Source organism: Bacteroidota bacterium, from assembly GCA_016718825.1.
GTDB lineage: Bacteria > Bacteroidota > Bacteroidia > J057 > JADKCL01 > JADKCL01.
Genome location: JADKCL010000026.1, coordinates 37,906 through 54,940, shown reverse-complemented (window position 1 = coordinate 54,940; position 17,035 = coordinate 37,906). Strand labels below are relative to the sequence as shown.

The following is a 17,035-nucleotide window of genomic DNA, read 5'->3' as shown; positions in this document are numbered from 1 at the left end:
TCACTTTTCACTTTTCACTAATCACTTTTCACTTATATTTCTCTCCCCAGGTCGCTTTCAGGAATTGTTTGATTTCCTTTTCCTTGCCGATTTCCTTTGGCGCATAAAACACGTATCCGCTCATGCCATCGGGTAAAAATTCCTGGGCTGCTTGTTGGGCATTGAAATCGTGGCTGTATTTATACCCTGCTCCGTATCCTTCGCTTTTCATGTAACTCGTGACCGCATTGCGCAGGTGCAACGGCACGGGATAGTCGGGATGTGACTTCACAAATTCCATTGCCGCGTTGATGGCCATGTAGGAAGCATTGCTTTTGGGCGAGGTTGCCAAGTAAATCGTGGCTTGCGAGAGAATGATCCTTGCCTCCGGCATTCCGATCTTGGCCACAGCATCAAATGCCGAATTCGCCAACAGCAATGCGTTAGGATTGGCATTTCCAATGTCTTCGGCCGCCGAAATCACCAGCCTGCGGGCAATAAATTTGATGTCCTCCCCCCCTGCCAACATTCGCGCGAGCCAATAAATCGCCGCATTCGCATCACTTCCTCGAATGGATTTGATGAAAGCAGAGATGATATCGTAGTGCTGCTCGCCATCCTTGTCATACTGTGCCACCCGCTCCTGCGCAACGGCCATCATCGCTTCGTCCTCCAATACCACGGGATCCTCGGTCACATCGACAAACATCTCAAGCAGATTCAAGGACTTTCGTGCGTCGCCTCCCGACAATTTAAACAGCGCATCCAACTCCCGTAACTCCACCTGCCGCGTTTGCAAAACCACATCGGCGGTGATGGCATGGGTGAGCAGGCTCCGCGTATCTTCCATTGTCAGCGGTTCGAGCCGGTAGATTTGGCATCGTGACAGCAGCGCAGAATTGACTTCGAAGCTTGGGTTTTCTGTCGTTGCACCGATCAACGTGATCAGTCCGCGCTCAACCGCGCCGAGCAACGAATCTTGTTGGGATTTGTTGAAGCGGTGAATTTCATCTATAAAAAGGACCGTTCCGGGTCTGCTTTTGGCATATTCCAGGACTTCCCTCACCTCCTTGACGCCCGCCGCAATGGCGCTGAGCTGCTTGAAGGGCTTGCCCATGCTGCCGGCAATGATGCGCGCCAAGGTGGTTTTCCCCACGCCCGGAGGGCCCCAGAAAATCATCGATGGCACCCGCTTGTTGCGGATGGCGCTCATCAACGGACTGGTTTCGTGGAGGATGTGTCGCTGCCCAAAATAGTCTGACAACCCCTGAGGCCGCATCCGCTCGGCTAGCGGCGGCTTGAAATTGGGGTCACCAAAAGATCCATGTCACTGTTTGATCAGCTTGTGAATGCTTGAAGATCTGCCATTTGCACTGATCCGCACAAGATACATGCCTTCGGCAAAGCCTTCCGCAGCAATCCGATACGGCAGATTCGGAACCAAAACGGCATTCTCCTGCATCATCACGCGTCCTTGAAGATCCATCACGGTGATCTCAGCCTTCAAGGGTACAGAAATACTGCTGCTCAAGATTGAAAATTGACCTTGAAATGGATTCGGATAGACCAATACGTCGAGCGCATGGGCAATAGGCTCCTGATTCCCAACCGGAGAACCCACTGCAATGGCATCGCAAAGCGTATCGTTTTGAAACTCTTGATCCACTACGGAATTGGGCAAGGTGGTCCAAGCGCAGAAGTCATAAAACAGATCCAAAGAATCGCTTACGAAAACCGAGTCATGGTCAAAAGAGACGGTCCCATTGGGCGGAATGCTCACCGACCCAATCGTCATGAATTTTGCAGGTGCACCTTCCAAACTGTAAAGTGCTTGGAAATTGGTGACCGTATCCGATCCGTAGTTGGCAACCTGGAAACGCAAGGTAACGGTATCACCCGGATCAGGTGCGCCGTATGTGACGGCATAGACACCGATATCAATGGCATTGACATTTGTGATTTTCACATCATCCAGTGCCAAAACGAATTTGTCATCAGAGGTTTGCCGGAAAGCGATGTAGACCGTCTGCCCAGCCCAATTGCTCAAGGAGGCAGCCGATTGGTGAGGCGTGCCACTTGTTTCAAGCTCCGAATCCACGATCGGATTTGCCAAGAAAGCAGCCGTATCGGGCGTGAGTGCAACCCTTACCTCATAGGATTCTTCGAAATAAATGTCTTGTGAATAGGCCATCCAGCTCAGGCAAGGATTGTTGCCCAGCGTCACCGCAGGCGAAATCAACCAATCGTCGCTTGCACCTTGTTGCTCATACCAAGATGGACTTACCACCACCAAATTGGATGTATCCCGGTAATCTACACGGCTTTGCCAACCTTTTTGAAGCTGCATCACCGACCGCGGGGTCAGCGTATCCCCGTCAATGACCACCCATCCCGAAGGGATTCCGTTCTCAAAATCCTCGTACAACAGCACAGAACCCGCACAAGGAACTTCAGACGTGATGCCATCGGTTTTTAATGAAGATACCCCAAGAGGAGCGCGGCTCGTAACCTGTCCAAAGGAAAAACTATAGCCGATCAATGCTGGCAAAAACAACAAACCAAGCAGTTTCTGTGTCAAATCTCTCATACGGGGTGCAAATTAATTAAATTTTGTCGGCTGAGGTTCAATTTTCAGCCAGACTCGATCAAAACGAAAATTCTACCGTTTTAATCTTCCGGGAGACTGAAAGTTGATTTGACCAAGCCTTCCACAGCAGATGCTTCCAAAGGCAATCCTTGTGTCAAAACCTCATTTCCTCCTTCAGTGATGTGAACCATGTCGCGGAATACAATTCCAGTGCCGCGCCATTTCTAGATGGCAGTTTCCACGACCAAGACATTATCAGCAGTGAAGTTGGTTGGCGAATCTCCTTCCTCGAGCTCCAATCCGATGGATGCGAGATGGGTGACTTTCAACACCTTCTTAGCACCTAAAGCATTGACGCTAAATATCAATCGCTTGTCCAATGCGTCGAATGCAGCTGCTGCTTCCGATTGCAGTTTACTTCCTGCGGCGCCTGAGATGCAGGCACTGATCGTTTTACGGTGAATCGTCAGGAGACCTTCATAAAGTGGGCGCAATTCAGGGAGAAATTCGCCGCCAATCGGTAAAGTGCGGGTCGCGCGGGCGTTGTAGCCATCGACTGCGAGGCCCAAATCAATAACGACGAGGCCTGTTTGAGGCAGCTTGGCGAGATTGGCCGTGTAATTGGGACGCGCAGTAAATTTTCCGGATGCCACGACAGCCGGAATGGAAAGGCGCCCCCCACCTCGTTGAAGCAGAAATTCGGCCAATGCTTGGATACGCCGCTCCTCCTGCTTTGGCACGGGTTGCCGCAGCTTTCATCCCTTCACGATCAACCAACAACGGCTTTTGATTGCCGCCACTTCCTTGGATGCCTTCAGCCTTCGCTGTTCCATCATCCATGAAGAAGCAGAGGTAAGGTCGATTTTCACCCTGCGGATCAAGGCTTGCAAATTTCTGAGGTCGTCAGCAGTTTGCACGTTCATGAAACGCATGAGCAATGGATCCTTATCCTCCATCATCTCATATTCCATCATCGCTCCAATCCGCGCAGACAATCCGGCCATCTTCGCGGAGTCGGTGGCTAAAATCTCTTTGTAAAATCGTTGGGATTGTGGGTTGAAGGCAAAACCCGGCGCCAATGACGCGAAGAGTTTCTCTCCGAGATAATTGTAATCACGCTCGCCCGGCTTCTTGAAATCGGAATCCCTGATCGGCTTCGAAAACACGCGTTCGGTGCCATCGGTTGCCAAAACTTCACTGCAAAATTTCTTCCATTGCGCTGTGGGTCTCGTTGCAACGCCTTCTGCAGTCAATCCAAATTTTCCACGGTATTCAAATCCCATGGAAACCAAGCCATAATCGGATTTGTCGGGAAGAAACAAAAGTGTGGAAACGGTACCCTCAGCCAAACTCCGTGGCTCCGAGAAGACGACGGCGACGGCGTCTGGAATCCGGAGACCAGTCAGGTACTGAAAATCAGGATCGCAATAAAAAGGTCTCGGAAATTGTCTGGAAACGTCAAACGCTTCGAAACCGCCTGAGAACACCACTGCACATGATTTTGGCGGCAGTTTGGATCGAAGTACCTGTTGGGCTGAAAGTCTAAAGGCCGAACCCAAAGGATCTGAAAGATCAATTTGGGATCGGCCTTGATAGGATATCGAAAAAAGAAACGCTACCAATATCAGGAAGCGTGGTGTTTTCAAAACACCTTTCCGTCTTTTTTCATGTCTTGGAGCACCGCATAGATGCCCTTTTTGTCGACAGTTTTTAAAGCTTGGGCTGAAAGCTTGAGGGTAACCCAACGGTCTTCCTCAGGCACATAGAACCGCTTTACTTGGAGATTTGGGGCAAATGTCCTGCGCACCTTGTTGTTGGCATGCGACACGTGGTTGCCGTAAATCGTCCTTTTTCCTGTGAGATCACAAACTCTGGCCATAATTCAAATTCTATTTTCCTCAATGGGAGTGCAAATATCAGAATAAAATTCAGAATTGAAAATCGAAAATGGAAAAAACTAAGAAAATCGAGGAAGAAACTGCCTTGGCAAATACAATTGGCCTCTGCAATCGCCGAATTTTGTTTCCAAAGGACGACCAACTGCCTCCGATTCCCTCCTTCCCTTCAATCCTGACTTCGTTTCGGTGAACTTCCTTTGTCATTTGCCGACGCGATTGTTTCTCATTTCTCCTCTAAAATTTGCCAATAATCACTACTTTTGCGCCATGATTGAGAAGGTTCTGATCATTGACTTCGGTTCACAATATACACAACTGATTGCCAGGCGTGTACGTGAACAAAACGTTTACTGCGAAATACAGCCATTCCACAATTCCATCACCTTGAGTGCTGATTTGAAGGGGATCATTTTGTCGGGTAGTCCTTCATCGGTCTATGCGGAGGATGCGCCCTCGATCGATTTGCCCTCGATTTTGGGAAAAGTTCCGGTATTGGGTGTTTGCTACGGTGCGCAGTTGATCTCCCATGATTACAATGGAAAGGTCGAGAGCGCAGGCACACGTGAGTACGGCCGTGCGCACCTGAGCGCGTGCGCAGCTTCTCCCCTGCTCGAAGGCGTAAGCGAGGGTTCGCAGGTTTGGATGAGCCATGGCGACACCATTACCAAGTTGCCCGATGGCTACGAATTGATCGCAAGTACGGACTCCGTCCAGAATGCGGCATTTCAAAATGTAGCCCAAAAAGCCTACGCCATTCAATTCCACCCGGAGGTCACCCATTCGACAGAAGGCGCGACCATCCTTCGGAATTACCTATATAATATATGTGGGCTGAAAGGCGACTGGACGCCGTCACATTTTGTGACCAATACCGTTGCCGAATTAAAGGCACTACTTGCTGGGCACAAGGTCGTCTGCGGTCTGAGCGGTGGCGTAGACAGTACCGTGGCCGCAACATTGATTGACCGGGCCATCGGCAGTGACCTTTACTGCATTTTTGTGGACAATGGGCTGCTGCGAAAAAACGAATTCGAAGACGTACAGACACAGTACAAGCAATTGGGACTGAATGTGATCGCGGTGGATGCACGGCGCAGATTTTTGGATGCCCTTGCAGGTGTGAGTGATCCCGAAACGAAACGCAAAATCATCGGCAGGATTTTTGTAGAGGTGTTTCAGGAGGAAGCGAAAAAAATCCCCGGCGTAGAATTCTTGGCACAAGGCACCATTTATCCAGATGTGATCGAAAGCGTTTCCGTGAAGGGACCGTCTGCGACCATCAAATCCCACCATAACGTAGGTGGCCTACCTGAATCCTTGCATTTGCAGGTTGTCGAACCCCTGCGCTTTTTGTTCAAGGATGAGGTACGCAAGGTTGGTATCGACTTGGGCTTGGCAAAGGAATTCATTGGCCGGCACCCGTTTCCGGGTCCGGGATTGGCGATCCGCATTATCAGTGACATCACCGACGAAAAAATCAGGGTTTTGCAGGAAGTGGATCATATTTTCATCAGCGAATTGCGCAAAGATGGACTCTACGATACCACGTGGCAGGCATTTGCCGTGCTGTTGCCTGTAAGTTCGGTGGGCGTGATGGGCGACGAGCGCACTTATGAAAACGTCGTTGCGTTGCGCACTGTCACAAGTGTGGATGGGATGACAGCCGATTGGGGCCGACTTCCGTATGAATTCCTGGCTAAGGTGAGCAACCTGATCATTAACAACGTGAAGGGCGTGAACCGCGTAGTCTATGATATCAGTTCGAAACCACCTGCAACGATTGAATGGGAATGACCTTGATGAGAAACATATTGCTGCTGATCCTGTTGCCAATGCTTTGGTGTGGTCAGGCATTTGGGCAATCCGGCACCGACGAACGGACGCAAGAACTGGTTTCGTTGGCCAAAAAATACTACAGTACCAAGAGTTACTTGGACGCTGCGATGACCTTTGATTTGGCAACGCAACGGCCTAGCAATGATATGAGCAGCTTTTGTTGGTACATGGCTGGCATTTCCTACTACAAGGCAGGCGAGAAACTCAAAGCAGACAATGCCTTGACACGCTTTCTCTCCAAATTCCCCAATTCAGCATATGCAGACAATGCGCACTACCATCGGGGAATCGTGTTGTTGGAAAGCGAACACGTCAACGACCGCGAACGTGGCGTTGATGAAATGATCAAGCTGATTGAAAATGCCGACGACAAGCGTCTGCGTTCAGATGCCGAACAATCCCTCAACCACTTCCTGACGGAGGTTTATCCAGTGTCTTTCCTCGAATTGTACATCAAATTTGCGGACAAAAAGTACCAATCCACATTGATGGAAGCCATGTGCATCCAAATGGACCGCAAAGGCGATGGCTTCAAAATCCTTGAAAAACTAAAGGAATACGAAGCAAAAGGCGGAGACATGACCAAAAATCTCCGCGGTTTGAAATCCAAATACGCAAGCGGAAAGGTTGTTTTTGCCGACAGGTTGAATATTGCCGTGTTTCTTTCCTTCAACCTTCAACTTGCGGATACAGCACGGTCGGTACCTTCCAAATCGGAAAAGGCCCTTGAAATGCTGGAAGGCATGATGTTGGCCTTGGATTCTTTGGGTGACCCACAGAAAAAGCAGATTAACGTAAGTATTTACGACACCCGCGGGGATACGCTGCTCATCGGATCATTGCTCGATAGTTTGCAGAGATTCCAGCCTGACGTCATTATTGGAGATATCCGCACGGGTTTGGCGACCGCAATCAGCGATTGGGCTGAAAAAAACAAAGTGGTTCACCTGATCCCCCGCAATCCACTCAATGAGTTGATTGCCAACAAAAAATATACATTTTTGGTCCACCCCTCCCTGAAAAGCCATGGTGGTCAAATCGCGCGTTACATGGTCGACGTCGAGGGCAAGAAAAAGTTCCTCGTTTTCAATGACCGCAGCTACTACGCCGAGCGCTTCGCATCCGGCTTCAAACAAGCCTTGGCCAATGATCCCGGCGTGACGGTCGTGGAAAAAATCGTTCCTTCGAAATATTCTGAATTGCAGCCGAAGCTGAGTTCGGAAGTCAGGGCGATGAAAGGAATGGGCTACGATGCCGTTTATGCGCCCTTTTCCAATGAGGAAAGTGCAGGACTTCTGATCGCAAAACTCAACTATGAGAGCATCAAAACCGAGGTCGCCGGCGGACCTGATTGGGAGGTTTTCACGGTGATTGACCAAGAATTGAAGTCCGCTTACAAACTCAAGTATTCCTCCTTTTACTTCGAAGGCAACGACAGTACAGGATTTGACAACCTCTATGCGCGCTGTCTGAAGGAAAATGCCTACCGTCCTTCGAGTTCCACAATTCAAGGATTTGACTTGATGGCTTGGCTTTTGACGGTGAGCAAAGGCATTGACGGGAAAAATTCGCTTACGGATTTGATTCACAAGGCTGCCCCCTACCATGGAATCCATCAGGATTTCTATTTTGGAAATGAGCAGGATAATCAAAAAATCAACATACTTCAGTACAACAATGGCAGACTTGATAAGGTCAACCGAAATCAAAAAGAGCCAAGCGCTTTTCAAGGAGGCAGTGAAGGTAATCCCCGGGGGGGTCAATAGTCCTGCGCGCGCATTCAGAAGCGTTGGCGGCGATCCGATCTTCATTCAACGTGCTCAAGGTCAATGGATGTGGGACGAGGATGGCAATCGCTACCTTGACCTGATAAATTCTTGGGGGCCCTTGATTTTGGGTCATGCGCACCCCGTAATTTTGGCTGCTGCCGAAGAGGCGCTTCGTCATTCTTCTTCTTTTGGTGCGCCCACGCGCATGGAGGTAGAAATGGCGAAACTCGTATGCTCCTTGATCCCTTCGATTGAAAAGGTGCGAATGGTCAACAGTGGTACCGAAGCCACGATGAGCGCCATTCGCCTGGCACGCGGCTATACCAAACGCGAGAAAATCATCAAATTTTCCGGATGTTACCATGGCCACGGAGACAGCTTTCTGATCGCTGCAGGCAGCGGGTTGATGACACATGGTGTCCCTGACAGTCAGGGAGTTACCAAAGGCGTTGCAGCGGACACGCTGACTGCGGGATACAACAATCTTGAGGATGTGCGGCAACTCGTAGCAGCAAATCCCGCACAAATTGCGGCGATCATTGTGGAGCCTGTCGTAGGCAATATGGGAACGGTTTTGCCCGAGCCCGGCTTCTTGGAAGGTCTGCGCTCAATATGTGATCAGAACGGTATCTTGTTGATTTTTGACGAGGTGATGACCGGGTTCCGGCTTTCATTGGGGGGCGCTCAGGAATTGCTCGGCGTCAAGCCTGACATCACTACGTTGGGCAAAATCATTGGTGGCGGCTTGCCTGTCGGCGCTTACGGAGGGCGTGCTGAAATCATGGATTACATTTCACCACAAGGTCCGATCTATCAAGCGGGAACATTAAGCGGAAACCCGGTTGCGATGGCGGCTGGAAAGGCCATGCTCGAATTGCTCAAGGCTGATGCCGAACTGTACAAACGGTTGGACAGTGTGACAGCGCTGCTGGATCAGAAAATGAAAGCACTCTTTGAGAAGGCTGGAATACCGATGACCATCAACCGCATCGGCTCGATGATCACTTTCTTCTTCCATTCTGGGCCGGTGCGTTCCTATGACGAAGCAAAAACCGCTGATACAGCCCTTTTTGCCAAGTTTTTCAAGGGAATGCTCCACCGAGGAATCTACCTTGCTCCTAGCCAGTTTGAGGCTTTGTTCATCAGCAACTGCATCACAGAGTCGGAAGTGAACCTCATTGTGGCGGCTGCTGAAGACTGGCTCGTCGAGCATCAGGGAAGCCCTCGGCCCTGAGAATTTCATTGAACTGATTCCCAACACTTCACTGTGTACAATTTAATGCATCCCGAACGACCGTTTTGGATGCGTTTTATTTGCATTGCTAAAAAATTGTTCCGAAATTATTCCCGATTTGTGATGAACTGGCATTGGACGGTTCCTAACAGTCGTTTGTTTTGAAGCATTTATTGCAGTCGGTAAGCTGAATGAAGCGAATTGGTTCAATCATTGGTGCAATTGCTCTGATGCTCCCTTTTCTGGGTGCAAAATCCCAAAATGTGGGTATCGGGACCTCGCAGCCGCTCACGAAACTACATATCGTTTCGGAAGCGACTTCTGACGGGTTATTGATTGACAATGCCGGCTCCAATGGCGATCCGATCTTGCAATTCGGCATCAATGGAATGCCCGTGGTATCGATGGGAATCGATGACAGCGATGCTGACAAGTTTAAACTTGGAACCTCCTCGATTACAAGTAATACGCGTCTGACCATTCAAAACAACGGCTATCTGGGTATTGGCACGACCTCGCCGATGTTCCATATGCACGTAACTGCTGCACGTTCAGGAGAGTACATCGCCTATTTCCAAAATGGGAATGAACAAGGCGGTGCTTTGGTTGGCTACGCTGCTGGAACCGTGAATGGGCTTGGCGCAGTGACGGAAAACGAAGCTGGTTTGGCAAGTTATGCGGTTCACCTCCCGGCCACCGGCAGCGGATGGGCAGTCTGGGGAACCTCCAACAGCAGCGATGCGATCGGGATCAGAGGTAGCATCCCTACGAATGGTTCTTGGTTGGGCTATGCAGGCTATTTTGCCGGAGGTATCGGTTATGTTAACGGCCTTTACAACCTTTCCGATACGCGAGCAAAGAAGAACGTAACCACCTTGACCGGCGCGCTTGACAAAGTGTTGCAACTGCGCGGCGTGAGCTATCAGTATGATACAGAGTCGTTTGGCAAATTCACTGGCAACGATTCGCGCACCTACACTGGGTTTGTGGCCCAGGAGGTCGAGCGTATCGTTCCGGAAGCGGTTGCCGAAAAATACATTGTCAGCGATGCAGCCGAAACAAAAGGTACGATCGCTGATATGAATGCAGTGGATCGTCAAACGGTGAAAGTCGTTGACTATGTCTCCTTGGTGCCGGTCCTCGTAGAGGCGATCAAGGAGCAGCAGGCTGAAATTCAACGCCTGCAGCAAAAAATTGAAGAACTTGAAGCACAAAAATAGTCCTTGTGAGGGAATAGTATGATGAAGCGGTTTACAACATTTTTACTTGCTTTTCTTGCCATCGGGGGGCTCTCCCGGTTGGTTGCCCAAAATGAATTTTACAACGATGGGGCCGATGTCTATGTGCAGGCAGCCGGACTGATCTTTGTTCAGGGTGACATTATCAACGATGACCAAGGGGTGAACGTCGGTCGAATGCACAATTCGGGCGATATTCAGCTTACCGGGAATTGGAGCAATACCAGTGCCACGAGCTTCGTCTTCGATGCTGCGGCAATCGGCACTACGACATTCTTAGGTACCGGCGCTGTCCAAACGATCGGTGGCACACAGTACACGGGCTTCAACAACCTCACGATCAATAAGTCCGGGGGCGCAACACAGGAGGTCAGGCAATTGCTGCCTTCTGGAAATGATGGCATCCTCAACCTTACCAATGACTTTTTGAATACGCAGGTCTTTCAATTTGGCGTTGGAAATCCTTTGCCAAGTGCGATTCAGCGCACGGGGGCAATCATTCCCAATTACATGTCGAGCATGACACAAGGCTATGTCACGAGTACACCAGGTTCGGCGGGCCGTTTGGCACGTCAAACCAACGGAGCCCTTTTCCCGGGTGTGCCCTACCTGTTCCCTGTTGGAAACAGTACACGTTTCAGGCCTGTCGAAATTACTCCCGCAAATGGCGCTGCTGCAAACGCCTATCTCGTTCAGTTTGTAAACCTGCCTACTTTCAGCACCAACTTGAAGTCCCCTACGATTGCAACGGTAAACCCTGCTTGGTACCATTTTCTTGGAGCGCCAACTTCCTGCCGGCAGCCCTGAAGACATTCGAATCTACCATGACTTTGTCGCTGACAACGTTTGCGACATCAACCAAGTGACGATGGCTGAATGGAATTCTTCGCTTTGGAGTGATCTTCGTCCTCAAGTGCCTGCAATCACGAGCTTGAATCCTCCGGGATTCCTGAGCTGGACCCAGTCCACTGACTATCCAGGATCCTATGCGACACCTTGGAATACAAATTCATTTGCCTTGGCAGGCCTGTTTTTGGCCTCTGGAGCAATGTCCTGCGTTTTCCCGGTTGAATACCTCTCTTTGACCGCACGTCCTTTGGACCGCTCGATCATGTTGGATTGGGAAACGGCCACGGAAGTCAACAACAGCGGATTTGAAGTCTATCGCAGTACCGACGCGATCAATTTTGAAAACATCGGCTGGGTTGCTGGAGCTGGAAACTCAAGCAGCGCGACCCCTTACCAATTCGAAGATTTGAATGTTGTCGCCAATCAGCGCTACTTCTATCGCCTCCGTCAATTGGACTACAATGGTGGTGAATCCATCTCCAACACGGTGGAAGCCATTTTGCTCAAAGGCCAAGACTACATGGTCGGCGGATTTTTCCCTAATCCTTCCAATGGCAATGTTAACCTCTGGATGAGCCTTGCCAAAGACGTCGACTTCTCGATCGAAGTTCACAATGCGCTCGGGCAAATCGTTCACCGCGAAAATCGCGATGTGGCTGTTGGCTATTTGCAAATGGAGTTTGATTTTACCAAACTCTCCAAAGGCACCTACATTGCCAATGTCAAGCTCGGTACAGAAGTTTTACGCCGTAAGCTTGTGATCGAATAATTTCATTGCCTTGATCAAAAACCTCCGCGGAATGCATTTTCTTCGGAGGTTTTTGTTTCCTTTAAATCCATTTGCCTAATTTTTCCTCATGAAATACGCTTTTCTCAAAAAATCTCCTGTTTTCATTCTGTTCCTATTGGTCGGTATTACCGTTCAGGCCCAAAAAGGGAAAAAAGAAGCTGGAGGCGACTGCCTAATGCAGACCAACAGCATCCTCGACAAATCCTACAAGGCGATGTACGCGGATGGACTTCGCTATGGCGACATGTCGATCGCTTCCACCGCGATCTACGGACTGCTGAGCATCCATCCGGATTCGACAGCATTGTTGGATACGCTTGCTGCATTGTATTTCCAAAGGGGTGCATGGCCCCAAGTAGTGCTCGTGACAACCGACATTCTAGCAAAAAATGACAAAAATGACGCAGCTCTCGAGCTAAGGGCGGTGGCCAACCAAAGCCTCGGCAGAGCAAAAGAATCCCTCGAAGACTATGAAAAGCTCTTCGGCCGGAACAATAACCCCTACCATCTTTACGAAATTGCGGCACTCCAATTTGCAATGAAACGTTTTGGCGAATGCGAACGGTCTGTTCAACAATTGTTGACAGATCAGTCCATCAAAGACAAAACGATCGTGATTTCATTGCAAGATGGGCGCTCACAGGATGTTCCGTTGGCTGCAGCAGGAATGAACCTTCTCGGCGTGATGAACATGGAGCAAGGCAAAAAGGAAAATGCCAAAACTTCCTTCGAATCAGCTTTGAAGGTTTTCCCGGAGTTCATACTTGCCAAAAACAATCTGGATGCGCTTGGCAGTGCCAAGTAATGGTCCCGACTATCGATTCATGCGAATAGGGTTGTCTTTTCAACTGCTTATAGCAAGTTTTTTTTCCATCAAGCTATCGCTCTGGATGCCAGTGATTTTCGTATAAATTGTGCAACCGGTGGTTGCACAATTCATGCAAATAAAACTCAACTATTTGATTGTCAATTTTTTTACACGCAATTGCGCAGCAGGTGCTGCACATTTGTCAAAACCAAACCATCTACATCCTGACTATCAATGACTTGAATACAAAAGAACAGCCATTGGCTGCACTTTTTGATTGGTCTTCACCCATACCCGAGGATCGTGATTCAGTACTCACTCTACCGCAGCCCGCCCTCCAAATCCTCAATGTCTGGGAGCTACGATTTCAAGTTCTCTGGCACAGCTTTGGAGAACTGGCATTCGCTTACACCAATCGGTTGTGAAATGGTTCGCAGGGCATACTCGGCGACAACGTTGTTTTTCCCCTGCAAAAGAGCAAGCCAATCATATCGTACAGAAAGCTCAAAAGCGCTTTTCCAGCATGATTGACCCCATGAAGCCTCCAGGCCAGTACCCAGGATCAGGTTTTTGTCCTTTCGGGTGGTATTGAAACATTTGGAGTCCACCGCCGACTTGAGCACCAAGCGAGAATAATTCCCAAATCTCCCAACTGAGGCCATAGCCTATGGTCGGTTCTAGATATTTCCAAGTCCCTAGATGCTTGGGATTCACATGATACCTTGGGTTCTGCATTTGATTGGCCCCAGAAAGGCTGAGGGAGGCAAGGAAATAGGGTCTCAGTTTTGCCTTTTCTAGCGCAAAATAGTACCGGTAGCAGAGATCAAAGCCCAATTGCCAAGGGATAATTTCGGTATCAACCAACAAATTGGAATAAGAGGGTGCAAAACGCAGTAGGCGGTGTACGCCAATTCCAAATGACATTCGCTTGGTTTCCAGACTAGTCGTCATACGTATCCAATAATTATTGGAATTGGAAACCCATATTCCTGTGGTCAAGAGCAACTTTGGGCGGGTTGGAACGACCAGATTTTCTTGCGCCATTGCCAAATTTGCTGTGATCAGGATCGAAATAAGGGTTGCGAGGATTCCGTTCATAGTCTTATCCCAAATGCGATATCTGAACAGATACTGGCACGCCAGTGGTTAACTTGGGGATATACAATAAAGAAATTCCCTCTTGCAATCCCATAACGAACTGAATAGAATAGATTAAAATGTTTGAGGAAGGAGAACCTTAATCCCAAACCTGTACTCAATTGTAGTCTCGGATAGTTGCCGATTTTTGTCATTGAGACGGGGGTAATGACGTCAGTTTCGTAAATGTTGATGTTTTGAATTTGAAAAACAGAATTTGTTTCCATTGACCACCTATTCTTCTCCCATAGGACAAACCGATGGCCCACTCCAAATGCAATTTTCGAGGAAAGTTCGTACCCATTGGCTAAAGACCATCTGTGATATGCACCTCGTAATTCAGGCGCAAGTAATGCCAAACTGAAGTATTGTCGTTGCAACTTCAGGCCTACGGAAAGGCTACCCCATATTTCTCTTGTTGGCGCGGAGAGTATACCGAGCTCCAGGGAGAATTTGTTGGGATTGCTTTCGGGGACTAATTGCGCGTTAGAGAAAATGGGTATTAGGAACCCAATGGTGAATATTTGAAGAATTATTGTTTTTCGGAACATTTACATCCAGTTAATCCAAAAATGCAAGCTGAGTCCCCATTTTCATAATTGGGGACTCAACTCTTTCTCTAAATTAGTCATGCACCCTTAAAACAAAATTTCCAGGATAGGCATCATTAAGGCTTATTGGATCACAAAAATTGGCAGTACAACCTACAAGATCAAGGTTCAGGAATCCGTTGTAATACAGATCAGTTGATGCCGTTGCCCTTATTTGGTGGTATTCTTCATTTGTTAAATATGTAATGCCAGGAGCAGGTATTTCCTTGGGATTCGTGACCCACCAATCATCTTCGTATATGGTAATCCAGTACCGATTGTAAATCCAAAAAGTTGATGTTGCGTTTCCAAAGGCTTCTCCATTTGCATTAATATCAAACCCTGTAGCGAGCACAAATGAATTGCCTCCCCAAGTTGGGCTCCATTGGCAAATTTCTTGTAGAAGAGTGTGTTGAGTATAATTTACTACAGCATTAAGGCTTGTATTTGTAGAGTTTCTATCTTCTAATTTGATTCGGCATTTGTTCAACCCAAGGTTGGAAACTATGACATTTGGTGCTGGGTTGTCAACAACCCCCATCAGTTCGTTAAGTCCATTATTTTTCATTTTGCTGATCATGTACCGGACTTTGGATGTATTGGAACCGCTATTGTGAGGTGCAAATAATTGACCTGATTCAAAGGATACGGTAGATAAACATTGGTTTGTATTTGTGAAAATTGGATCACATCCACCAATGCACATCGGATAATTAACCGGTCCAGTTTTATAAGCACAGTCCTCATCAGCACCAACGGTGCACCCGATCCCGCTCCCACTAGTTCCACCACTTCCTGTGCCTCCCGTCCAGCCGCCACCTCCATTCGACTGGTAGCATGGATCATTTTCTCGATTGGGGTCTGGTCCATCTCCCACTGCAATCACAATCATAGGTCTATTTCTGGCCTCCTCTGAGCTAATCGATTGAGCGCGAAGAGTTGAAAAAACAGATGAAACGCCCTCAAACATTGGTGCTTGATAGGTGGTACCCACAAGATCGGATTCAATCGTTAACATTTGTAATGGACTCGTGGACGAAGCGTAAAAAGCAATGTCTCGCCCTGCCACCAAATAACCAGTGAGGCGATCATTTTCATCATCTACCCCAGCTGCCACAATCGGTGGTATTAAGAGATTTGTCTCTCCAAAATAGGGAATTGTGATGTCTGGGACATATTGCACCCCATCGATCTTCAATTGCTGGATGGCCGGTGTCACATAGTCGCGATTGGTATTGTCCTTCAAATACTTTCGGATCGCCAGATTCATTTCGGCGTAAAGGTTTCGATCGACTGTGGCAGCATTGAAATATCTTCCAAATTCTTCTAGGCCTAACCATCCGTCGCAAGGCATGGTGCGATAAAGAGCATCCACAAATTGTGAATCAGCAACCAAGTCTGTAAATCCCAGCGCCAAGATTTGCAAACTTCGATCAGTGGTAAGGCGCTGGTCAGGATTTGGGGAATAATCCGCCGACATAGATGGCGAATTGCCATTCATATCAGAATGGGGGGGGGGGACCTCCTTCTCACATGCAGAAAAGACAAAAACAAATAGCAATAGTGCAATGAACGACAGTTTTGGTTTCATGTAAATTTTAAATCAGGTAAATGTTAGAACAAACTTAATTGGAATTTTTGCCAATGTCAAATACAATTTTCGATTAACCCTCTTTATTTCTAGCTTTCCTTATTTACCAAAAGCAACAAAACTTACGCACTCTGACAAATCAGCGTGCTGCTTGGAAAGATGCCCCACCGATGAAAAGGCTAGTGTATCAATCTCCAAATCTCTGTACCATTTGAGGTTGTGGGGGGACCGCTGAAACGTGTGACTCCGCTGGAGTCGGATTGGTGGGGGACGCTGTTTCTATAAAGGTTTGACTCCTCCGGAGTCCGCAAAATGGTAGCGTTACTTAAAAAGTGTTGCACTAGCATTTACAAGAAGGAAGCAATGTCATACTGTTCGGCAAATCGTTCAAACCAGACAAAGGTTTGGCATATGCAGGGCAAGCTAAAACACAAAAAAATGCGTCGTTGGGTTTAGCATGGGGCTCAAGATGTTGACCGAAAGGGGCAATATGATAGACCGGTGTGCAATTTGAGGGCTGCGAAAATTGCACGCCGCAGAGAAATCTGGCAAACGCAGAAACACCTGCTGCAGAGGGTGCTACAGAGCATGCCCGATTTACTCACATCATTCAGTTCAAAGGCCGTCGTGATGCGCATCGCGGTTCTCCGCTTCGTTTTTGCGCCGCTACGCTCCTTAAAAACTTCAGTCGAGTTGACAATCATGTAATCACTGGCAAAGTTCCAGATA

Annotated in this window: 14 protein-coding genes; 7 read left to right on the top strand and 7 right to left on the bottom strand. The window is 48.4% G+C overall.

The window, feature by feature from the left end:
* Positions 1-28: 28 nt before the first annotated feature.
* From IPN95_22295 to rpmB, 5 genes are all read right to left on the bottom strand, one after another.
* On the bottom strand, positions 29-1,258 hold the full coding sequence (locus IPN95_22295; GenBank protein ID MBK9452098.1) for a replication-associated recombination protein A: 1,230 nt from the start codon (positions 1,256-1,258) through the stop codon (positions 29-31).
* A 48-nt stretch (positions 1,259-1,306) separates the two neighbouring features.
* Positions 1,307-2,566 carry a choice-of-anchor J domain-containing protein gene (locus IPN95_22290; protein MBK9452097.1) on the bottom strand — a complete coding sequence of 420 codons (1,260 nt, stop codon included), beginning with the start codon at positions 2,564-2,566 and terminating at the stop codon, positions 1,307-1,309.
* Positions 2,567-2,790: 224 nt separating this feature from the next.
* Positions 2,791-3,306, bottom strand: a complete 516-nt coding sequence (locus IPN95_22285; protein MBK9452096.1) for an aminopeptidase P family protein — start codon at positions 3,304-3,306, stop codon at positions 2,791-2,793.
* A gap of 15 nt (positions 3,307-3,321) precedes the next feature.
* Entirely contained in the window at positions 3,322-4,053 is a 732-nt protein-coding gene (locus IPN95_22280) for an aminopeptidase P N-terminal domain-containing protein (GenBank protein ID MBK9452095.1), read from the bottom strand.
* 155 nt (positions 4,054-4,208) lie between these two features.
* Entirely contained in the window at positions 4,209-4,445 is a 237-nt protein-coding gene (gene rpmB, locus IPN95_22275) for a 50S ribosomal protein L28 (protein MBK9452094.1), read from the bottom strand.
* Positions 4,446-4,731: 286 nt separating this feature from the next.
* Here rpmB and guaA point away from each other — a divergent pair, with 286 nt between their 5' ends.
* The 7 genes from guaA to IPN95_22240 all read left to right on the top strand — a co-directional run bounded on the left by guaA (position 4,732) and on the right by IPN95_22240 (position 12,985).
* Positions 4,732-6,258: a glutamine-hydrolyzing GMP synthase gene (gene guaA, locus IPN95_22270; protein MBK9452093.1), complete on the top strand. Its 1,527-nt coding sequence runs from the start codon at positions 4,732-4,734 to the stop codon at positions 6,256-6,258.
* Positions 6,259-6,263: 5 nt separating this feature from the next.
* Positions 6,264-8,066 carry an ABC transporter substrate-binding protein gene (locus tag IPN95_22265; GenBank protein MBK9452092.1) on the top strand — a complete coding sequence of 601 codons (1,803 nt, stop codon included), beginning with the start codon at positions 6,264-6,266 and terminating at the stop codon, positions 8,064-8,066.
* Positions 7,978-9,303: a glutamate-1-semialdehyde 2,1-aminomutase gene (gene hemL, locus IPN95_22260; GenBank protein ID MBK9452091.1), complete on the top strand. Its 1,326-nt coding sequence runs from the start codon at positions 7,978-7,980 to the stop codon at positions 9,301-9,303. The genes IPN95_22265 and hemL overlap by 89 nt, the downstream gene beginning before the upstream one ends.
* A 230-nt stretch (positions 9,304-9,533) precedes the next feature.
* Positions 9,534-10,523 carry a tail fiber domain-containing protein gene (locus tag IPN95_22255; GenBank protein ID MBK9452090.1) on the top strand — a complete coding sequence of 330 codons (990 nt, stop codon included), beginning with the start codon at positions 9,534-9,536 and terminating at the stop codon, positions 10,521-10,523.
* A gap of 21 nt (positions 10,524-10,544) precedes the next feature.
* Positions 10,545-11,348 (top strand): hypothetical protein, encoded by an 804-nt coding sequence (locus tag IPN95_22250; GenBank protein ID MBK9452089.1) that lies wholly within the window; start codon positions 10,545-10,547, stop codon positions 11,346-11,348.
* The gene (locus tag IPN95_22245; protein MBK9452088.1) at positions 11,317-12,159 is read left to right on the top strand and encodes a T9SS type A sorting domain-containing protein; all 843 of its coding nucleotides are present in this window, start codon (positions 11,317-11,319) and stop codon (positions 12,157-12,159) included. The genes IPN95_22250 and IPN95_22245 overlap by 32 nt, the downstream gene beginning before the upstream one ends.
* An 88-nt stretch (positions 12,160-12,247) precedes the next feature.
* Entirely contained in the window at positions 12,248-12,985 is a 738-nt protein-coding gene (locus IPN95_22240; GenBank protein ID MBK9452087.1) for a hypothetical protein, read from the top strand.
* Positions 12,986-13,492: 507 nt separating this feature from the next.
* On the opposite strand, the gene IPN95_22235 is transcribed toward IPN95_22240, so the two are convergent.
* Positions 13,493-14,086 carry a hypothetical protein gene (locus IPN95_22235; protein ID MBK9452086.1) on the bottom strand — a complete coding sequence of 198 codons (594 nt, stop codon included), beginning with the start codon at positions 14,084-14,086 and terminating at the stop codon, positions 13,493-13,495.
* 663 nt (positions 14,087-14,749) lie between these two features.
* Positions 14,750-16,306 (bottom strand): hypothetical protein, encoded by a 1,557-nt coding sequence (locus IPN95_22230; GenBank protein ID MBK9452085.1) that lies wholly within the window; start codon positions 16,304-16,306, stop codon positions 14,750-14,752.
* Positions 16,307-17,035 lie beyond the last annotated feature (729 nt).

What these genes read in the sequence shown, in the direction of transcription:
- IPN95_22250 (MBK9452089.1), top strand. Translation starts at nt 10,545, where the DNA reads ATGAAGCGGTTTACAACATTTTTACTTGCTTTTCTTGCCATCGGGGGG.
- guaA (MBK9452093.1), top strand. Translation starts at nt 4,732, where the DNA reads ATGATTGAGAAGGTTCTGATCATTGACTTCGGTTCACAATATACACAA.
- hemL (MBK9452091.1), top strand. Translation starts at nt 7,978, where the DNA reads ATGGCAGACTTGATAAGGTCAACCGAAATCAAAAAGAGCCAAGCGCTT.
- IPN95_22295 (MBK9452098.1), bottom strand. Translation starts at nt 1,258, where the DNA reads ATGCGGCCTCAGGGGTTGTCAGACTATTTTGGGCAGCGACACATCCTC.
- IPN95_22290 (MBK9452097.1), bottom strand. Translation starts at nt 2,566, where the DNA reads ATGAGAGATTTGACACAGAAACTGCTTGGTTTGTTGTTTTTGCCAGCA.
- IPN95_22240 (MBK9452087.1), top strand. Translation starts at nt 12,248, where the DNA reads ATGAAATACGCTTTTCTCAAAAAATCTCCTGTTTTCATTCTGTTCCTA.
- IPN95_22255 (MBK9452090.1), top strand. Translation starts at nt 9,534, where the DNA reads ATGCTCCCTTTTCTGGGTGCAAAATCCCAAAATGTGGGTATCGGGACC.
- IPN95_22265 (MBK9452092.1), top strand. Translation starts at nt 6,264, where the DNA reads ATGAGAAACATATTGCTGCTGATCCTGTTGCCAATGCTTTGGTGTGGT.
- IPN95_22235 (MBK9452086.1), bottom strand. Translation starts at nt 14,086, where the DNA reads ATGAACGGAATCCTCGCAACCCTTATTTCGATCCTGATCACAGCAAAT.
- IPN95_22230 (MBK9452085.1), bottom strand. Translation starts at nt 16,306, where the DNA reads ATGAAACCAAAACTGTCGTTCATTGCACTATTGCTATTTGTTTTTGTC.
- rpmB (MBK9452094.1), bottom strand. Translation starts at nt 4,445, where the DNA reads ATGGCCAGAGTTTGTGATCTCACAGGAAAAAGGACGATTTACGGCAAC.